At 37.8% G+C, this 18,927-nt stretch carries 21 protein-coding genes; all 21 read left to right on the top strand.

All coding sequences use genetic code 11. The annotated features are described in order from the left end of the window. The first annotated feature begins 4 nt into the window (after positions 1 to 4). Entirely contained in the window at positions 5 to 328 is a 324-nt protein-coding gene (locus tag CP366_RS01220) for a bacteriocin immunity protein (protein ID WP_089147715.1), read from the top strand. 148 nt (positions 329 to 476) lie between these two features. After that, on the top strand, positions 477 to 701 hold the full coding sequence (locus CP366_RS01215; RefSeq protein ID WP_089147714.1) for a hypothetical protein: 225 nt from the start codon (positions 477 to 479) through the stop codon (positions 699 to 701). 281 nt (positions 702 to 982) lie between these two features. Further along, the gene (locus tag CP366_RS01205; RefSeq protein WP_005720986.1) at positions 983 to 1,168 is read left to right on the top strand and encodes a hypothetical protein; all 186 of its coding nucleotides are present in this window, start codon (positions 983 to 985) and stop codon (positions 1,166 to 1,168) included. A gap of 207 nt (positions 1,169 to 1,375) precedes the next feature. After that, the gene (locus tag CP366_RS01200; protein ID WP_023488154.1) at positions 1,376 to 2,779 is read left to right on the top strand and encodes an FAD-binding oxidoreductase; all 1,404 of its coding nucleotides are present in this window, start codon (positions 1,376 to 1,378) and stop codon (positions 2,777 to 2,779) included. A gap of 144 nt (positions 2,780 to 2,923) precedes the next feature. Next, positions 2,924 to 5,230: a glycoside hydrolase family 31 protein gene (locus tag CP366_RS01195; RefSeq protein WP_089147713.1), complete on the top strand. Its 2,307-nt coding sequence runs from the start codon at positions 2,924 to 2,926 to the stop codon at positions 5,228 to 5,230. A 164-nt stretch (positions 5,231 to 5,394) separates the two neighbouring features. Further along, complete coding sequence (locus CP366_RS01190) at positions 5,395 to 5,580, top strand: hypothetical protein (protein WP_061205100.1); 186 nt, start codon at positions 5,395 to 5,397, stop codon at positions 5,578 to 5,580. A gap of 227 nt (positions 5,581 to 5,807) precedes the next feature. Continuing rightward, positions 5,808 to 6,365: a hypothetical protein gene (locus CP366_RS01185; RefSeq protein WP_061205101.1), complete on the top strand. Its 558-nt coding sequence runs from the start codon at positions 5,808 to 5,810 to the stop codon at positions 6,363 to 6,365. A gap of 15 nt (positions 6,366 to 6,380) precedes the next feature. Continuing rightward, entirely contained in the window at positions 6,381 to 6,590 is a 210-nt protein-coding gene (locus tag CP366_RS01180) for a helix-turn-helix transcriptional regulator (protein WP_065990707.1), read from the top strand. A gap of 132 nt (positions 6,591 to 6,722) precedes the next feature. Further along, on the top strand, positions 6,723 to 6,917 hold the full coding sequence (locus CP366_RS01175; protein WP_089145816.1) for a hypothetical protein: 195 nt from the start codon (positions 6,723 to 6,725) through the stop codon (positions 6,915 to 6,917). A gap of 33 nt (positions 6,918 to 6,950) precedes the next feature. Then, positions 6,951 to 7,373: a hypothetical protein gene (locus CP366_RS01170; protein WP_089145817.1), complete on the top strand. Its 423-nt coding sequence runs from the start codon at positions 6,951 to 6,953 to the stop codon at positions 7,371 to 7,373. A 269-nt stretch (positions 7,374 to 7,642) separates the two neighbouring features. Next, positions 7,643 to 7,870, top strand: coding sequence for a hypothetical protein (locus CP366_RS01160; RefSeq protein WP_233197955.1), 228 nt, complete (start codon positions 7,643 to 7,645; stop codon positions 7,868 to 7,870). 39 nt (positions 7,871 to 7,909) lie between these two features. Further along, entirely contained in the window at positions 7,910 to 8,806 is an 897-nt protein-coding gene (locus tag CP366_RS01155; RefSeq protein ID WP_089145819.1) for an ABC transporter ATP-binding protein, read from the top strand. Next, positions 8,799 to 10,013 carry an ABC transporter permease gene (locus CP366_RS01150; protein ID WP_180707136.1) on the top strand — a complete coding sequence of 405 codons (1,215 nt, stop codon included), beginning with the start codon at positions 8,799 to 8,801 and terminating at the stop codon, positions 10,011 to 10,013. Before CP366_RS01155 ends, CP366_RS01150 begins: the two co-directional genes overlap by 8 nt. Before the next feature lie 307 nt (positions 10,014 to 10,320). Further along, a complete protein-coding gene (locus CP366_RS01145) occupies positions 10,321 to 11,076 on the top strand; it encodes a DeoR/GlpR family DNA-binding transcription regulator (RefSeq protein WP_005721017.1) in 756 nt (251 codons plus the stop codon). Between the two features lies 1 nt (position 11,077). Further along, a complete protein-coding gene (gene pfkB / locus CP366_RS01140) occupies positions 11,078 to 11,992 on the top strand; it encodes a 1-phosphofructokinase (protein WP_005721020.1) in 915 nt (304 codons plus the stop codon). 20 nt (positions 11,993 to 12,012) lie between these two features. Further along, positions 12,013 to 14,010: a fructose-specific PTS transporter subunit EIIC gene (locus CP366_RS01135; RefSeq protein ID WP_089147710.1), complete on the top strand. Its 1,998-nt coding sequence runs from the start codon at positions 12,013 to 12,015 to the stop codon at positions 14,008 to 14,010. Between the two features lie 194 nt (positions 14,011 to 14,204). Continuing rightward, positions 14,205 to 14,483 (top strand): helix-turn-helix transcriptional regulator, encoded by a 279-nt coding sequence (locus tag CP366_RS01130; RefSeq protein ID WP_041811225.1) that lies wholly within the window; start codon positions 14,205 to 14,207, stop codon positions 14,481 to 14,483. Between the two features lie 253 nt (positions 14,484 to 14,736). Then, positions 14,737 to 15,636, top strand: coding sequence for a metal ABC transporter solute-binding protein, Zn/Mn family (locus CP366_RS01125; RefSeq protein WP_089147709.1), 900 nt, complete (start codon positions 14,737 to 14,739; stop codon positions 15,634 to 15,636). Positions 15,637 to 15,656: 20 nt separating this feature from the next. Continuing rightward, positions 15,657 to 16,304 (top strand): metal ABC transporter ATP-binding protein, encoded by a 648-nt coding sequence (locus tag CP366_RS01120; RefSeq protein WP_089147708.1) that lies wholly within the window; start codon positions 15,657 to 15,659, stop codon positions 16,302 to 16,304. Continuing rightward, entirely contained in the window at positions 16,304 to 17,098 is a 795-nt protein-coding gene (locus tag CP366_RS01115; protein WP_061205108.1) for a metal ABC transporter permease, read from the top strand. The genes CP366_RS01120 and CP366_RS01115 overlap by 1 nt, the downstream gene beginning before the upstream one ends. 251 nt (positions 17,099 to 17,349) lie before the next feature. After that, positions 17,350 to 18,864, top strand: coding sequence for an L-lactate permease (locus CP366_RS01110; RefSeq protein ID WP_089147707.1), 1,515 nt, complete (start codon positions 17,350 to 17,352; stop codon positions 18,862 to 18,864). The last annotated feature ends 63 nt before the right edge of the window (positions 18,865 to 18,927 follow it).

Genomic DNA, 18,927 nt, shown 5'->3' with positions numbered 1-18,927 from the left:
AAAAATGTATCAAGAAAATAAAGATGATTTAAAACAATGGCTATTAAGTAATATTACTGACCTACTAGTAAATGAAGATACTAAGCCAGAAGAAAGAAAAATCCTACTTGATGCAAAGCATGAGTTAGAAAATGGTGAATCAGCTAATTATGTCTGCAACTTAATTCGAGTTGGTCTTGATCCATTAAGCTGGCAGAGTAAATTGTCACATGATGTGATGAAGTTTTATTATGCAATTACTAGTGATGCTCGTCCCGTATCAGCTAAAGCAGGTGCATGTGGTGGTGCTGCCTTAGGAATGGCTTTTTCAGGTCTTATGGGCAAATAATTATTGATTCAAAAGGGAGATTAAGCGCCATATTTTGCTTAATCTCCCTTATTTTTAACCAAATAAGTCTAAAAAACGACCGAATCTGTCACTTTTGTTTATTGACCTTCAATTTGTGGCACAATATTTTTATGAAAGAGAAAACTTGATGAACAATAAAAACTCTAAACCTAAATTTTCAGGTTTAAATATGCTAATTTCAATTTTAATTGGCTGGGCGATTTTTTTCTTTGTGGCCTGGGCCTGTATGAAATTTAGCTCGGAATTTTTTGCTATGCCTCGCTTTATTGCAGTGATTATAGTTTCTATAGCTGGGGCGGTAGTGATCGGACCAGCTATCTATGGCTTTTTATACTTGGGGAGAAAAAAGTAAATACTAAAAGATGTTGACAAATTGACTAATAAATATTAGTGTATTAGTTAAGTAGTACAGAAAGGACGTGTAGACATGCTGGTAATGAAAATAATTTTTAACGTGCTAATCGCATATTTGATAATTTGCACAGTAATTTCAATCATTAGAACTGTAGGTGCCAAACGCGAAGAGTGGCATGTTTACAACGGCCAGGGCATGAGCTTCAATCAAGCTTTCGTCAGATACTTCATTGAAGATGCGACTCTGGGTCAAGTGACGATATAGCGGGGGATAGATCAATGCTTTACTTAGTATATATTTTAATCGGTATGTTAATTGTCTTGGGTGTTAATTTGTTAATCACTGCATTTTGGGCTTTACATGATATGTATGTGAAAAAAGAAAATGCAGATTTACCTACTTTTAAAAAGTATTTTGTGAAAAACAATAATATTCCAACTAAGATGTCGGATTTATTTAACTAGAAACTGCCGTAAGGCAGTTTTTTTGTTTTCATATTTTGTGTAATAGTTATTTAAATGAAAGTCGATACTATCGCATTTTAAAGTGAGGTAGTATGGAAATTTGCTTTTTTAGATAAAAAAATCTTCAGTTCTTGTTTTTGACACCGCTTACAAAAGCGGATACATTAGTTAATATAGGATGTTTCAATTTGGAAAGAAGTGTCAAAGATGGACTTTAAAAAATTAACTGCAACAGATATAGATAATTTGAGTAAATTTATCTCAGATCCAGAGCGATTCATTACTAAGCCAACTGTTCATTGGGATCATGACCAATTTAAGACGGTTAGAGCAATGCCTGACTTGGTAATTCAACCTGAAACTAATGAAGAAGTCGAAAACGTTGTTAAATATGCAAGTGATCATCATATTCCTATCGTTCCGCGTGGTAATTCGACTGGTCTAATGGGTGGCAATTTAACCGTTGAAGGTGGCATTTCACTGGATATGGTGAAAATGAATAAGGTTTTGGAATACGAGCCAGAAAGTCTAACGATGACTGTGCAAGCAGGTATTCGGTTGAAAGATATTGAAGAATATTTAGCCAATAAACCATTTACTTATATGCCAGCTCCAGCAATGCATTGGGCTACAATTGGTGGTAATGTGGATACTAACGCCGGTGGGTTGAAAGCAATTAAATATGGCGTTACTCGAGAACATATCCGCGAATTGAAGGTTGTTTTAACTGATGGTAAACTTTACAAATTTGGCGCTAAGGCAGTTAAGTCCTCATCAGGTTATTCGTTAAAAGACCTGATCATTGGCTCAGAAGGGACTTTAGGTGTAGTAACTGAAGTTACCATGCGTTTATATCCACGTCCTAAACAATCGATCAATGCAATTATTCCGTTTCCTAATTTGGATGAAGCAATTAAATCAGTACCAGCAATTTTGGCTTCTGGTGTAGTGCCAACAACCGTTGAATTTATGGGTAGAAAAGTCATTAGTCTCTGGGAAAAGTATTACGATGAAAAATTCCCAATTGCAAATGGCGATGGCTTCATTATTCTAGGGCTTGATTCTTTAACTAAAGAGGAATTGGATGCGGAATTAAAGCTTGCCCTTGCAGCAACGAAGAAGTTTAAAGCAGCTGATGCGGTAATTTTAGATGCTAATTCAGAGGAAGCAAAGAAGATTTGGACTTGTCGGGAAGCATTGCTTTTGGCTATTCAAAAGTCTACGCCAAAGATGGATGAAGTTGATATTTGTGTGCCAATTAATCATATTCCTGATGTTTTGCATAGAGTTGATGAATTGGAACAAGAGGTTGGTATGCGAATTCCTAACTTTGGTCATGCCGGCGATGGTAATTTACATATTTATCTTTGCTCAGATGCAATGAGTGACGAAGAGTTTGAGCAAAAGAGTCATTATGTGATTACCGAACTTTATAAGACAGCTAAAGCTTTGGATGGAAATATGTCTGGCGAGCATGGTATTGGTTATGCCCGCAAAGATTGGTTTGAGGATTTCTATGGTCATGATTACACTGAACTTTTGAGAAAGATCAAGCATGTTTTTGATCCAAATTATGTTTTGAATCCAGATAAGATTTTTCCAATGGAATAAATTAAATAAAACTGCCGTAAGGCAGTTTTTTTGTATTCAAATACAAAAATTTCTGAAGGTGTTTTTTCTGGTATGACCCAATTGATTAGCTTATTGTGCTAAAATTGAAAGCGAATACATAGATTTGAATTTTAGAGGTAAATTATGATTAATCAACTTACTGATTTTACTAAAGATGGACAAAAAATTACCTTAAACTATGAGAATGGACCAATGATTTTGACCGTGTTAACACCGGAAATTGTGCGATTCTTTCAAGATCGAGGTAATGCTAGCAATTCTTATGCTATCGAAGGCGATAAAGAAATTAAAACTGATTTTACAGTTAAAAATAAAGGCGATCATATTGAAATAGCTACGGCTAAGTTGATAGTAAAAGCTTATGATGATGAAAAAATTGACGTCTTTGATGAACAAGGCAATCCATTGGTCGTAGATTATCGGGGGAAAAGAACCCCAATTGACCGACAGATGGATGAGGAACATTTGAAGCTGGCTGAATCTGAAGGCCATGATGTGGATAAATTGCTGGGAAAGCATGACGGCGATTATTATGAAGTGGTCAAATCACTAGCAGATGACGAAGAATTTTATGGCTTGGGTGATAAAACCGGCTATTTGAATAAACGCCACTATGCTTATGATAATTGGAATACTGACAATCCTGATCCTCAAGTAGAGAGCTTCACCCGTTTGTATAAGTCGATTCCAATTTTACTAGGATTAAAAAATGGTCATCCTTATGGTATCTTTTTTGACAATACTTACCGTAATCATATTGACTTAGGTAAGGAAAGCAACAATTATTATTACTATTCAGCTGATAATGGTAATTTAGATTATTATGTTATTGGTGGGGCCTCACTCAAGGCGGTTGTCACGAATTATACCTACTTAACAGGCCGTGTACCAATGCCACAGAAGTGGACTCTGGGTTATCAGCAATCGCGCTGGGGCTATAGTGTTAGCCAAAAGCAGGTAGAAAAAATTGCGGAAAATCTGCGTAAATATGATTTGCCTTGTGATGTCTTGCATCTTGATATTGATTACATGAAGGGCTATCGTGTCTTTACTTGGCGCAAGGATACTTATGAAGCTCCAGAAGAGTTTATTAAAAAAATGCGTAAATTGGGCTTCAGGATTATTACTATTATTGATCCGGGCGTAAAAAAAGATGATGCTGATTATAAAATTTATCAAGAAGGTATTGAAAAGGGCTATTTCGTTAAGGCAGCAGATGGTACTGTTTATGTAAATGAAGTTTGGCCGGGGGATGCGGTATTTCCAGATTTCGGTCGCCAGAAAGTTCGCCAATGGTGGGCTAAAAATTGCAAATACTTAGTTGACTTGGGCGTTAGTGGCATTTGGGATGATATGAATGAACCTGCTTCATTTAGAGGTGAAATTCCGGGTGATACTGTTTTCCACAACGAAGACGAAGCGACTACGCATGACAAGATGCACAATGTCTATGGCCACAACATGGCTAAGGCAACTTATGAAGGTTTGAAGAAATATTCAGGTAAGCGGCCATTTGTAATCACGCGTGCAGCATATGCCGGAACTCAAAAGTTTTCCACAGTCTGGACGGGTGATAACCAAAGTTTGTGGCCACATGTGCAAATGATGATTCCGCAATTATGTAATTTGGGTCTGAGTGGCTTCAGCTTTGCTGGTACTGACATTGGCGGCTTTGGAGCTGATACCACGCCAGAATTATTAACACGTTGGATTGAGGGAGCATTGTTTAGTCCGCTTTATAGAAACCATGCGGCACTTGGTACGCGCTCACAAGAACCATGGGTCTTTGGTGAATCAACTTTATCGATATACCGTAAGTATTTGAAGTTACGCTACCGCTTTATTCCTTATTTATATGATGAATTCTACCGTGAAACTCAGACTGGGCTACCAGTTATGCGGCCGTTGGTCTTAAATTATGAAAATGATCCACATGTGTATAACTTAAACGATGAGTATATGGTAGGCGAGGATATTTTGACAGCTCCAGTTGTCCAGCAAGGTCAAACTAAGCGTGCGGTGTACTTACCTAAAGGTGAATGGATTGACTTCTGGAACGGTGTAGAGTATTCAGGTGGGAATACAATTTTAGTTGATGCTCCAATTGATAAATTACCGCTATTTATTAAAAAAGATACGATTCTACCGTGGGGTAAGGAAGTCGACCATATTTCTGATGAACCGGATAAAGATATGACATTCAGAGTATTTGGTAATGGCGGCAAGTATAGACACTATCAGGATAACGGCGTTGACTTTGAGTATCAAAAAGGCGAGTATAACTTGTACGATATTGAAGTTGATCATGATCAAGTGACGGTCAAATTAGCGCATCATGGCTATGCACATGAATATCAGCGAATTATAGTTGAATTAGCTGATCGTAAAGTAGTATTTAACTACTGCGAAGGCGAATATACAGAAGCATAATTTAAATGACAGGAATAACTCCAAATAACAGGGTTATTCCTGTTATTTTTGTTTTTTATTGTATTATTCTAAAAATATTTTTGTTGGATAAAACGTTGATTTATCAAGCTTTATGAAGGATGGCTTACGTGAAGAGAGAAATAAGTGATTGAGAGGTAATAACGATGATGACTGAATTAACTACTGAAACTGAATTAAGATTTAACGTAAAGACTGTTAGTGTTGAAGACATGACCAACATGCTTGAAGAAGACGGCTGGAAGCAAGAATCAATGCATTTTGCAGAAAACAAGATCTCAGCTAATGCAATGGCATCAATGCTTGAAGATTTAGGTTGGAAAGAAAACTAAAAGTCAAAATAAGAAAAATTCTAACTACGATGTAGTAGTGAAGTCACATCGCATTATCAATCAACTAAGAGAGCTAGTATGGAAAATATTCCATGCTAGTTTTTTTATTGTGGAAATTATATATCTGCTTTTATTGCAAAAAAATATTTAATTATTGTATTGCAATTACAAATTATCGTAATACAATAATTAATGAAAAGAGTATTAAACGAAAGAGAGGGAGAAAAATGAAAAAGTTTGTTTTAAATTTGCTTACGGTAATAACGTGGATTTATCAAGTGCTTTGTGTATTTAGCATTGTTACGTTTGTTTTAGCAGGTGGCTTCACAATTTTTGTATTATCACAGCCCGGAGCTGGTGCAGAAATAAGTAAAGGCATGAGTGATGAACTCGGTGTCCAGTTCAGTAGTACATGGATATGGCTAATGCTAGGGATGTTTTGCCTTTTCATTGTTGCCATGGTCGCTCAGTTTCTCATTTGTGGTTACGCACGATTGATTATTAAGAACATTAAACAAGAGATTTATTTTGCAGTAAAAAATTTACAACTGCTGAAAAAACTATTGATTTCAGTATCTGTTTACACAGTCGCAACGATAATTTTCTATATTGGGATTTACAGTAACTACGCAACTTTAACTAAGATTGCTAAAACTTCATCCGTTGACATGATTTATCCAACCAGTATTACTAATAGCTTGTTCTTCCTAGCAATTTTGTACGTAGTTTACCTAGTCTTCAAATATGGGATGAAGGTTCAAGAAGACGCAGATTCAATTATTTAATAGGAAGTGATATAGGTGATTGAAGTGACACTAGATTTTATGCTTTTGAAGCGAAAGATGTCTTCAAAGGAGTTGGCAGAGAAGGTTGGCATCACGCCGGCTAACCTGTCAATCCTAAAGACAGGAAAGGCGCATGGCGTTCGCTTCGACACGTTGAGCAAGATCTGTGAAGTCTTGGATTGTCAACCAGGGGATTTATTAGCTTATAAAAAAGATGAAGAATAAAATGCAAAATCAGTCCGAAAAATGACAGAATTGGACGGTTTTACCTTTTACATGAATGATAGGGATATGATTAATTTAAAAGGATAAAAGATTATTTCCTGGGAGATAATCGCTGAATTAGAGGAAAGAAAAATGCTGTACTTAATTTATATTGTGTTCGGCTTACTGATTGTTTTAGCCGTTAATTATGCCGTTACAGCATTCTTAGCTGTTCATGATTTGCTTAAAAATAGAGAAAAAGATCAATTAAGTTTTGGGGATGCATTCAAGAAATACTTCGCCAAGAACAACAACATTCCGACTAAGTTTTCGGATTTGTTTAATTAAAAATGAAAGACAAATTTCCTTGAGGTAACAAGAATGAATAACGAAAAATTTGCTCGTGAAAACAAGAGAATTATTAAGGGCATGGGAATTGGAGCAATTGCGGGTCCGCTGGTTTTCTTAGGGATAATGTATGTTAAAAATCATGGTCCACTTCAGGCTTGGCAGATTATTGCATCTATTGCAATTGGATTCGCTTTTGGCTTGATAATTGGCGGCATTATTTCTGCTAACTTGGCCGTTAGCAAGACAGTAGATTCAAAGATTCCATGGCAGAAGAAAGTGTTGAAACTTGCTCCTCAAGTTATTGGTACAGGAGTAGTGGTTGCTGCAGCTAGTGTAGTGATTACTTTAGTAACCAATTGGGGGTCAGTTGATATTGTAAAAACAATTTTTTCAACCGATACTTTATGGCAGTTCTTTGACGGTGTACTTCTAGGTCTAATAACCATTAGATAAAAAGTTGAGGGATAGATCATGTTAGAAAAAGCTAAAAAACAATTCACTGGTGCTGTGATTTTCTCTGTTATTGCACTAATTGTCGCAATTTTTAGTATTACTGGTAATGGTACAACTTGAAAATTATGTACCGTTATTGTTATCTTGTTGATCTGGGTAGGCTATACAAGTATCGGATATTTTAAGCTTAAAGCAGAAAATGATAGCGACAATTATTAGTATATGTACCACATAATTCCCATAGCAGAAGTTAAAAAGGAATGAATGCCATGAAAAATACAGTTATTTCTATAATTATGATAATTGTTATAGTAATTGCACTATATTGGTTAGTTACTATTCCCCAGGTAATGCGGAACAAAACATCAGATGGTTATCAACTAAGATTTATTAGGAAATCTACTAAGGTATATCCTCATTTTTGGCAAGCATATTGGCGGCAAGCACTGCTGAATATTTTGGATGTGCTTGCATTCTTTGGCGATAATTATTCTTAGATATTCAATCAATAACATATAAAAGTTGAGGAAAAGCTCATGTTAAAAATAGAACACCTAAATAAAAGCTTCGGGTCAACACAGGTTTTGTTTGATGTTAGCTTCAATGTGTCAGATAGACGTATTCTCGGACTGGTTGGTAAAAATGGGTCGGGTAAGTCGACGATCTTTCATAGTATTTTGAAATTCGTTGATTATGACGGTCAGATTAGTATTGATGGACATTCTTTCAACGCTAAAGATTATGACAATATTGGCTATCTGCCTGAAGAGCGAAGTTTGATGCCTAAGTTAACCATTGAAGATCAGGTAGTGTTTTTAGCTAGCCTTAAAGGGATGCCGGCTAAAAAGGTAAAAGAAGAATTACCTGATTGGTTATCACGTTTGGCTGTTAAAGGGATCCCCATGGATAAGATTAAGTCTTTGTCTAAAGGTAACCAACAAAAAGTACAGATGATTGCGACTTTAATTCATCAACCTAAATTGATTATTTTAGATGAACCATTCAGTGGACTAGATCCTGTTAATGTCGATCTACTGAAGCAGCTGATTTTGGAAGAAAAAAGAAAAGGCGCTACAATCATTTTTTCTGATCATGATATGCGTAACGTGGAAGAATTGTGCGATGACGTCGTAATGATCAATGATGGGCATATCGTCTTGAATGGCCCAGTAAATGAAATTAAGAACAGCTTTGGTTTAACTCGAATTTTTGTCAGGACAGACAAAAGTGCTGCTGAATTATCAGCCTTGCCAGGTGTAAAAGATGTAATTTTGCAAAACAATGGAATGAAGCTGCTTATTCTTGCAGACGAAAAATATGGTAAGGATATTTTTAACCAACTTTCGGCCGGTCAATATATCCAGACTTTTGACCAGGAACCTCCAACTTTAGACGAAATTTTCAAGATGAAAGCAGGTGCTCGTCATGAATAAGATCTGGCTTGTCGCTAAAGAAACCTACCGTAGAGAAGTGAAAACTTGGTCATATTTGTTGATGATTTTAGCACCGTTTCTGCTCGTCTTCTTTTCATTTGTTATCGGAATGGTATCAGCTGGCGGTAGTGATGACAACTATGTCGGGGTAGTTACTTCTAATTCTGCCTTAAAGCAAGCAATTAAAAAGTCAGAAGACTTTGACAACTATAGCACTGAAGCTAAGGCTAAAAAGGCGTATAAAGATGAAGATATCGATGGCTATGTTTTAATTGAACAAAAGAATAATCAATTAGCTGCAACTTACTATAGTGATGAAAAAATGGACAGTGATCTAAAATCAGAGCTGCTAACGAGCCTAAACACCGCCCAGCAACAATTGAATTTAAGTAAGGCCAAGCTAACGACAAAACAGACTCAGACTTTAGCTACGCGGGCGCAATTTAAGCAACAAGTTAAGCATGTTGAGAAGAAGAGCTTTGACAATGATCCTGTTAAGCAAATTTCCTTCTGGACTTTGCTGATTATCTTGTACATGCTTGTGATCACTTATACGCAAGTAACAGCACAAGATATCGCTACGGAGAAGGGTACCAAGATAATGGAAGTAATCTTTTCGAGTATGCCAGGTGGCGATTATTTCACTGGGAAAATTTTAGGTATTTTTGGTGAAATTATTACCCAAGTGTTAATTTATGTTGTTGGTTTTGTGGCAGTTTATTGCGCGGCCCCATACATCGATGGCTTTAGAGATTTATTTGGACAGTATAAGCCGATGATTGATCAAGCAATTGGCAATCTGGCTTCTTGGGGATTGGTGTTTACGATAATCGGCTTGGTATTGTTTATTATCTTTGCAGCTTTCTGTGGCGCTTTGGTTGCTAAAAGCGAGAATGCCAACAAAGCGGTGGGACCACTATCTACATTGATGTTGATCGGGTTCTTGTTCACAGTCAATATGCAATCAGGTGGGGATACGATTTTTGCTAAAGTATTATCGTACATCCCGTTTCTATCATCATTTGTAATGCCAGCTAGAGTAATTATGGGTAACGCAACTAATTTAGAGGCAGCTATCTCTGCTTTAATTGCTTTAGCCGCTACAGTAGCGTCATTTATCTGGATTAGAAAAATCTATCCAAACTTGATTTTGCAAACAGATGATGTCGGCCCATGGCAAAACTTTAAGCGTAGCTTGAAAGGCTAGACAAAATATATTTAATAGTAAAACGCGCTGAATCAATAATGATTCGGCGTGTTTTGTTTTAGCAAGGTTAATAGATCTTGGGTTCTCTTTCTTAGTCATCTTTGCTGATTCTTAGTCAAATAGGGTAAAACGACTAAGAATAATTCCAAATGACGAAGAAAAGATGTCGTTTCAATCAAAAAACGGCATCTTTTTTGCATATAAATGAATTTTATTGAACGATAATAAATAAAAATGACATTTTTTGAAGAAAAATGATTGATTTTGGAGGAGAAAGCGAATACAATATTTATCGAGGTGAGAAATGATGCTGACTCAGGAGCGCCAAAGCTTAATCGAAGACTATGTTAATCAACACGAGTTATGTCGCGTAAGTGAATTATGTGACTTAACCGCAACATCTGAATCAACTATCCGTCGAGATCTAATTCAGATGGAAAAAAATGGGATCCTTAAGCGTGTTCATGGCGGTGCCCAATCAGTTAAACATTTTTCTCGTGATGTATCACAAAACGTTCGCTTCAGTTTGAATCATGACGCAAAAATCACTATTGCTAGATATGCCGTGCAGAATTTTGTTCGTCCAGGTGACAATGTCTTCATTGATGCAGGAACAACAACTTATGAGATGGTACCATTTTTAGCAGAGGTTGCTAACGTCAAGATTATTACTAATGGTGTAGAGACTGCTTTATGCAGTTTAAATCACGGAATTAACACAATTCTAATTGGCGGTGAAGTTAAGGACGATACGCATGCTGTTATAGGTCAGACCGCCTTAAGTCAGATTAAGGCAATGAATTTTTCAGCTAGCTTCGTTGGTGCTAATGGAATTGAAAAAAATGGCAATCTAACTACACCTGATCCAGAGGAAGCTGCGGTTAAGGCAGCCGAAATCAAACAGGCAAGACACGCTTATGTATTAACTGATAATAGTAAAATTGGTGAGCGTAACTTTGCTGTGTTTGCCAATACAAGTGACGTGATTGTGGTAACTGATCAACTAAAACCAGGTCAAAAACGGTCATTACCAGTCGGTATTGAATTAGAGGAGGCAAAATAGGATGATTTATACAGTAACTGTTAATCCAGCGCTTGACTATGTTCTTCAATTAGAAAAAGTTAACCGCGGAGAAGTTAACAGAACTAACAATGATTCATTTTTAGCAGGGGGTAAGGGAATTAACGTTTCTCAAATCCTTAACCAATTAAATGTTGATAATACGGCATGGGGCTTCGTAGGTGGCTTCACTGGTAAGGAATTGGTTCGTCAATTGAATCAAAAGAGAATTGAAAGTGATTTCGTTACTATTTCAGATAACACTCGTGTGAATGTTAAGATCCACGCTGAAAAGGAAACTGAAATTAACGCGGCTGGTCCTAACATTACCGACCAAGAAATCACTGCTTTTAAGGATCGTTTAAACGATTTAAAGAAGGGCGACATTGTAGTAATGAGCGGTTCTCTTACTCCAAGCCTTCCAACTGATTTCTATCAATCATTGCTTCCTACTATTAAAGAAGCAGGTGCAGAATTTGTTGTTGATACTACTGGACAAGCTTTACTTGATACTTTGGCATATAAGCCACTAGTAATTAAGCCTAACCACCATGAATTAGCAGACTTGTTTGGCGTAACTTTTGATTCAAGTGATGTGATGCTTGAATACGCACAAAAGCTTTTAGATAAGGGTGCTCAAAATGTGATGGTTTCTATGGCTGGTGAAGGTGGTTTCCTTCTTACCAAGGATCATGTTTACCATGCTAAGGGTGCTGTTGGTACTGCTGTTAACTCAGTTGGTGCAGGTGATTCAATGATTGCCGGCTTCGTTGGTACCTACTACAAGACCCAAGACCCTAAGGAAGGCTTCAGAATTGGAATGGCTTGTGGTGCCGCTACTGCCTTTACTAAGGACATTGCAGTTAAGAGCCAAATTGATGCTGTTCTTCCACAAATCAAAGTTGAGCAAATTTCTTAATAAAAAACGAGGGGAAAAATATGAGAATCAAGGATATTTTAAGCCCTGACTCCATGATTATGGAGCTTAAGGCTAAGAACAAAGAAGATGCCATTAAAGAAATGGCTGACCTTGAAGTAGCAACTGATATCGTTAACGACGAAGATGCTTTTATTAAGTCAATCTGGGCACGTGAAAACGAATCAACTACTGGTATTGGTGGCGGAATTGCGATGCCTCACGCACGTAACAAATCTATTAACAAGGCACGCGTATTATTCGCCAAGAGTAAGGAAGGAATTGACTATAATTCACTTGATGGCCAACCAGTTCACTTATTCTTCATGATTACTGCACCAGATGGTGCTGACAATACTCACCTTCAAGCATTAGCAAAACTTTCAGGTTTGTTAATTGATCCTGATTTAGTTGAAGCTTTGAAGAATACTAAGACTCCTGAAGAAGTTATCGATCTTTTTGAAAAGGCTGAAGCTAAAAAAGACGAAGAAGACAAGAAGGCAGCTGAAGCTAAGAAGGCTAAGGAAGCTGCTAAGGCTCAAGGTACAAGTGATGACGACAACAAGCCATTGATTGTTGGTGTTACTGCATGTATTAACGGTATTGCCCACACTTACATGGCTCAAGAAGCCTTGATCAAGGAAGGTAAGAAGCGCGGCATCGAAGTTAGAATTGAAACTAACGGTTCAGAAGGGGTTAAGGATAAGTTGACTCCTGATGAAATCAAGCGTGCTAAAGGTGTTATTATCGCTTCTGATAAGAAAGTTGATATGCCACGTTTTGACGGCAAGCACTTAGTTAACCGTCCTGTTGTTGATGGAATTAACAAGCCAGGCGAATTGATTGATGACATTATGGGTGGTAAGGCTGATGTTTACCGTGCAAGTGCTCAAGACAAGTCAACTGAATCTTCATCAACTGAGAAGCCAGGTTTGTGGGCAGGTATCTACAAGAACTTGATGAATGGTATTAGTCACATGCTTCCATTCGTTATTGGTGGAGGTATCTTAATGGCCATCTCATTCATCGTAGAAAACTACATGGGTGGCGCTAAGACTCCTGCTTTCATCTTTTTAAACAATGCTGGTAACTTGGCGTTTGCCTTCATGGTTCCAGTTTTGGCAGCCTATATCGCTGAATCAATCGGTGATTTGCCAGCCTTAATGCCAGGTTTTGTTGGTGGTTACATGGCCTCTATTGTTAACGGTCAATTCCAAGTTAACGTTCAAGCTCACGCAACTTCACCAGCCGGCTTCTTAGGCGGTATTGCTGCTGGTTTTATTGCTGGTTACTTGATGGTTGGTTTGAAGAAAGTATTTGCTAAATTACCTCGTTCTGTTGAAGGTATGAAGCCAATGCTGTTCTATCCAATTTTAGGATTGCTCTTTATTGCAGCAATTATGTTCTACATCATTAACCCAATCTTTAGTGGCATTAACTTTGCTATTACTCACTTCTTGAACGGAATGGGTACTGGTAACTTGGTACTTTTGACCACTATCCTTGCCGGTATGATGTCAATCGATATGGGTGGTCCTTTCAACAAGGCTGCTTACGTCTTTGCTTCAGGTGCATTTGCTAACGACCCTCATTCAGCTACTGCTGCTATCTTGATGGCTGCTGTAATGGTGGGTGGTATGGTTCCACCATTTGCTACTGCAATTGGTACTACATTCTTCAAGAACAAGTACACTACAGAAGAACGTCGTGCCGGTGTTTCTAACTGGGTATTAGGCTTCTCATTCATTACTGAAGGTGCTATTCCATTTGCTGCTGCTGACCCAGGTCGTGTAATTCCATCATGTATCATTGGTTCAGCTGTTGGTGGTGCTTTAGTTGGTTTATGGCACGTTGGTGTTCCAGCTCCTCACGGTGGTCTTTGGGTATCACCACTTGCTGGTAACATCGGTGGTCCAAGCCACATCTTGTACTACTTCTTAGCAACGATTATTGGTTCAATTGTTGCTGGTTTGATCATGAGTTTCTGGAAGAAGAACGTTAAGGACGACCCTAACGAATAAAAAGAGTAAAATAATTTCAGTTATTGATCAAAAATTAACACAATACGTAAAAAAATGTATTATAATATAAATATCTTGATGATCTCTACTTAAATCAAGATACTCTGTTATGTTTTGCGCTACCCGAAGGGTAGCGTTTTTTTGTACCTAAATTTAAGCTATAATAAATTAAAAAGTATGAATGGGTGAAGAGAGTGGACGAGCAAATTATTCGGATTACTAGGGCGTTGAATCATCCGATTAGAATTCAAATTCTTTATTATCTAAATGATCACCAAAAAAGCAGCGTTAATAACTTAGTTAAGCAATTCGACGTGAGCCAGCCGGCTATTTCACGTCATTTAAGGATTCTAGAAGAAGCAAAGCTAGTTAAGAGTGAACGAGTTAAGCAAGAGCGTTATTACAGCTTAGAAGACACGCACGTGATTAAGATTTTGGATGTTTTGCGGCAGCACGTGAAGGAAGAATTTTAGTCGGGTTTGACAATTATATAAAAATATGTTTATATAATAATGTAATTTTAGAACAAAGCATTGAATAAAATTCAGCAAAATTTTATTGACTTAAATTAGCGGTAGCATCAGGCTTGTGCAGCTCTGGTGCTATTTGTGTACTCTGAAAACAGTTGACATAAGCTCAAAACTAGCTTATTCTAACTTTTAATTAGAGAATTTTTGCTGAGTTTTCTAATTAAATGCTTTTTTATTTTGCACAAGGAGGATTTTTATGCAAAATTTCAAATCTAAAATTACCAAGTTGATTTCTATTTTAGGATTAGTTAGTGTGCTGGCTTTAGTTGTTTCGGCATGCTCAAATAAGAAGTCAGCTAGCGATTCAGATAAGATTAACATAGTAACGACCACAAATGTTTATTCCGATATCGCTAAGAATATTGTAGGTAAATACGGTAGCGCTAAGGCGATTATTAATAATAGCAGCACCGATCCCCATGACTTTGAACCAACTACTGCCGATGCCAAGGAGTTGACTAAGGCTAATATTATTGTGGCTAACGGCTTAGGCTACGATTCTTGGATGAATAAGTTAGCTAGTTCAGTCAATAAAAAGCCGGTCTTAGTTGGTGAAGACTTGATGGGCTTGAAGAGGGGCGATAATCCTCATATTTGGTACAATTTAAGTATGCCAACTAAATATGTTGATTATTTAGTTAAACGCTTGTCTAAGCTCGACAAGAAGCATGCAGCTTACTTTAAGGCTAATGGTGAAAAGTACCTAGCTAAAGTTGCGCAAATTAAGCAACTTGTAAAGACTGACAAGAAAAATAGTAAGCCGGTCTTTGTTAGTGAGCCAGTCTTTGATTATGCTTTGAAAGAAGCAGGCTACAAGATTGGTGACAAGGACTTTGAAGAAGCCATCGAAAATGGTACTGACCCAAGTCCAAAGATGATCAACAAGATGAATGATGAAATTAGAGCAAAGAAGATCGCTTTCTTTGTTAATAATACGCAAGCAAGCAGCTCAACTGTGAAGTCATTTGTAAAATTGGCTAAGGAAAATAATATTCCAGTGTTGAATGTACGCGAAACAATTCCTAACCATACTACTTACTTAGCTTGGATGAAGGAAAACTACCAAAATTTGGCTAAGATGGAAAATAAATTTTAGTCAAGCAGGGGGTGTGATGAGTGATTTTAGAAGTAAATAATCTCTCGATGAAATTTGATACCAAGACTGTTTTTCAAGATTTAAATTTTGAACTTGAAGCTGGGTCGATGACGGCACTACTTGGACCAAATGGAACGGGGAAGACTACTTTAATTAAGATTTTGATGGGGATGCTAAAGCCGACTGGGGGCAACTTTAAGTTTGATAAGAATGTCAGACTAGGTTATGTGCCTCAATTTCGCAATATCGATGCGGAATATCCTTTATCAATTCGCGCCTTTATTGGCTTGAACGCTCCTTTATTTAAAACTAAAAAGGTGAGAGAGCAGATCGACCATCAATTGGCAGAAACACATTTGAGTCAAATTCAAAATACCCGCATGGGTGAAGCCTCCGGTGGACAAAAACAACGGGCATACCTGGCTCAGGCTTTGCTGGATCATCCCAATGTGATTATCTTGGATGAGGCAACAGCGAGTTTGGACCCAGCTGCTAAGGAAGAATTGATGGGCTTAATTAAGCACTTGAATCAAGAACACAAGATTACCGTTTTGTTTGTGACCCACGATATTCCTTTAGCTAAAAAGTACATGACTGATTACTTGTATCTGAATAAAGGGACAATTAGACAGGGAAAGATGAGTGAGTTTAAGGAGGATTTTGAGTAATGTTTCAATATGAATTTATGCGTTACGCCTTCTTAGCTAGTACTTTTATTGCAATTACCTGTGGGGTAGTTGGCGTCTATGTGGTAGCACGTAATTATGCTTTCCTAGCTCACACCTTGTCTGAAATTGGTTTTGCTGGGGCGGCCTTTGCCGTGTTTATCGGGATTGCGCCGTTATGGGGGATGCTCTTGTTCACCCTGCTAGGTTCGATTGGCGTTGGCGAATTGTCCTTGCACAGTGATCAAAAGGAATCATCAATTAGTGCGATTTCGGCCTTGTTTATTGGGCTAGGGGTACTTTTCTTAGCTATCTCGGGCTCGAATAGCCGTTATGCGACGAATATTTTGTTCGGTAGTATCATCGGCGTTGATAAGCAAGGCGTAATTCAATTAGTTGTTTTATCAATTTTGGTTTTGCTGCTGATTATTTTGGTAGCGCGCAGCCTGAATTTTGATTCCTTTGATCATATTGGAGCCGTGGCCCACGGTGTACACACTGGCTGGGTTGGCATTGCCTTTTTGGTTTCCTTAGCCATGTCAGTAGCGATCGGAGCCCAGATCGTTGGTTCATTGCTGGTCTTCATTTTGCTAACGCTGCCTTCTTCAACAGCCCGTTATATTGGCAAAACGATCCCGGCGATGATCGGTTGGTCTGTTTTCTTTGCCTTGGTTGGTGTATGGGCCGGATTATATCTCGGCTTCATTACCAACTGGCCGGTAACATTCTTTATTGCAACGATTGAGGTAGTAATCTATTTAGTCGCTTATACTCTTCATGTGATTAAACATCGTTAAAATTAAAAGCCAGGTTGAGCTAGTCAGCCTGGCTTTTTTGGTGTAAAAAAGAACTACTCTGTTCCACGGAGTAGTTCTGAAATGATGTGAGAAAATTTACTTTCTATTAATTGTTATATAGTTTGTTGGCGAAACTTGCAAGTAAAATTTGTGAAAATTGTAATTTTCGCTAAAGTTTGGTATCTAATTTTAACTTTTTACCTAAATAATGATTAAATATTAAGAGATACTTTTAATGATGGAGACTTTTGATGTGGATTAGATTTGCGATCGCATTGTTGCCGATCGTTTGGTTGATTATTTCGCTGGGAGTTATGCGAATGCCAGCTGCACGCGCTTGTGTCATTGGCTTAATTTTGACGATGGTGTTAGCAGTCTTTAGTTTTAAATTATCGGTGCTAGATACGGCAAGTGGGGCGCTAGAAGGCATTATCATGGGCATTTGGCCGATTATGTTTGTTATTGTCATGGCTTTGTTTGCATATAACGTTACTACAGAATCTGGCGGTATGGAAACTATTCAAAATATGCTGGCGACGATTTCAACCGATAAGCGGATTATTGTTTTGATTATTGCTTGGGGATTTGGTGGCTTTTTAGAATCAATCGCTGGCTTTGGGACTGCGGTAGCAATTGCGGCAGGAATATTGATTGCCTTTGGCTTGGATCCGATTCGCGCGTCAGTCATTAGTTTGATTGCTAATACAACTGCGACGGCTTTTGGTGCAATTGGATTACCAGTTTTAACTTTAGCTGAAGTGACGGGTCTACATCAAGAAAAACTATCCTTCATCGTGACATTGCAATTATCTATTTTGGTAATACTGGTACCATTTATTTTAGTTATCTTGACTGAAGGCAGCATTAAGGCAATTAAAGGTGTAGGCTTTATTACATTGATGTCAGGACTGGGAATGGCTATTCCCCAGGTAATAGCTGCAAAATTTGTAGGGGCAGAATTGCCTGCAATTGTTGGCTCATTGTGTTCAATTGCGATTACAGTCTTATTAACTAGATGGCATGATAATGAAGAAGAGTCAGATGTTTTACGTCCACATGCTAAGGAAATGCTCAAGGCGTGTTCACCATTTATTTTGGTCTTTATCTTCGTGATCTTTGCTTCTTCATTAGTTCCAACTGTCAATGATGTACTTAATAAAGTAACCACTAATCTTGTTGTTTATACAGGAAAGAACCCAAATACATTGTCAATTAGTTGGTTATCTTCTCCTGGAACATTAATTTTTGTAGCTACATTAATTGGTGGAGCGATTCAGGGTGTCAGCTTGAAAAAAATGATGCAAATATTAGGACAATCGATAAAAAGCGTGTGGAAAACGACGATTACGGTTTGTGCGATTGTGGGCTTAGCTAAAGTAATGGTTTATGCTGGTATGACGAATGCATTAGCAGTGGCCTTGGTTGGCCTTTTAGGACCAGTTTATCCATTGTTTGCGCCGTTAATTGGTGCACTAGGAACATTTTTAACAGGATCTGCTACATCAGCTAATGTTTTATTTGGTAATTTGCAGTATACTGCAGCAACGGACTTAGGCGTAAGTAAGTACTGGGTTGTAGCCTCGAACATGACAGGGGCCACGGCAGGGATGCTCTCACCGCAGAATATTGCAGTAGCAACCGGCTCAATTAATCGTGAGGGAGACGAAGGCGAGATCCTAAAAGAAACGGTCAAGTGGGGCGGTTTGTATTTGGTAGTCTGCTGTGTCTTTTTGTATATAGTTGGCTTAGTTGCCGGGATGATATAAGTGAAAAAATAAGAGCTAGTAGTTCACTAAAATGAATTGCTAGCTTTTTTAATTATTTACTAT

The sequence above is a fragment of the Lactobacillus sp. UMNPBX15 genome, from assembly GCF_002553785.1.
Classification (GTDB): domain Bacteria; phylum Bacillota; class Bacilli; order Lactobacillales; family Lactobacillaceae; genus Lactobacillus; species Lactobacillus crispatus.
The sequence above is the reverse complement of the archived record's forward strand: the minus strand, read 5'-3'. Positions and strand labels throughout refer to the sequence as shown.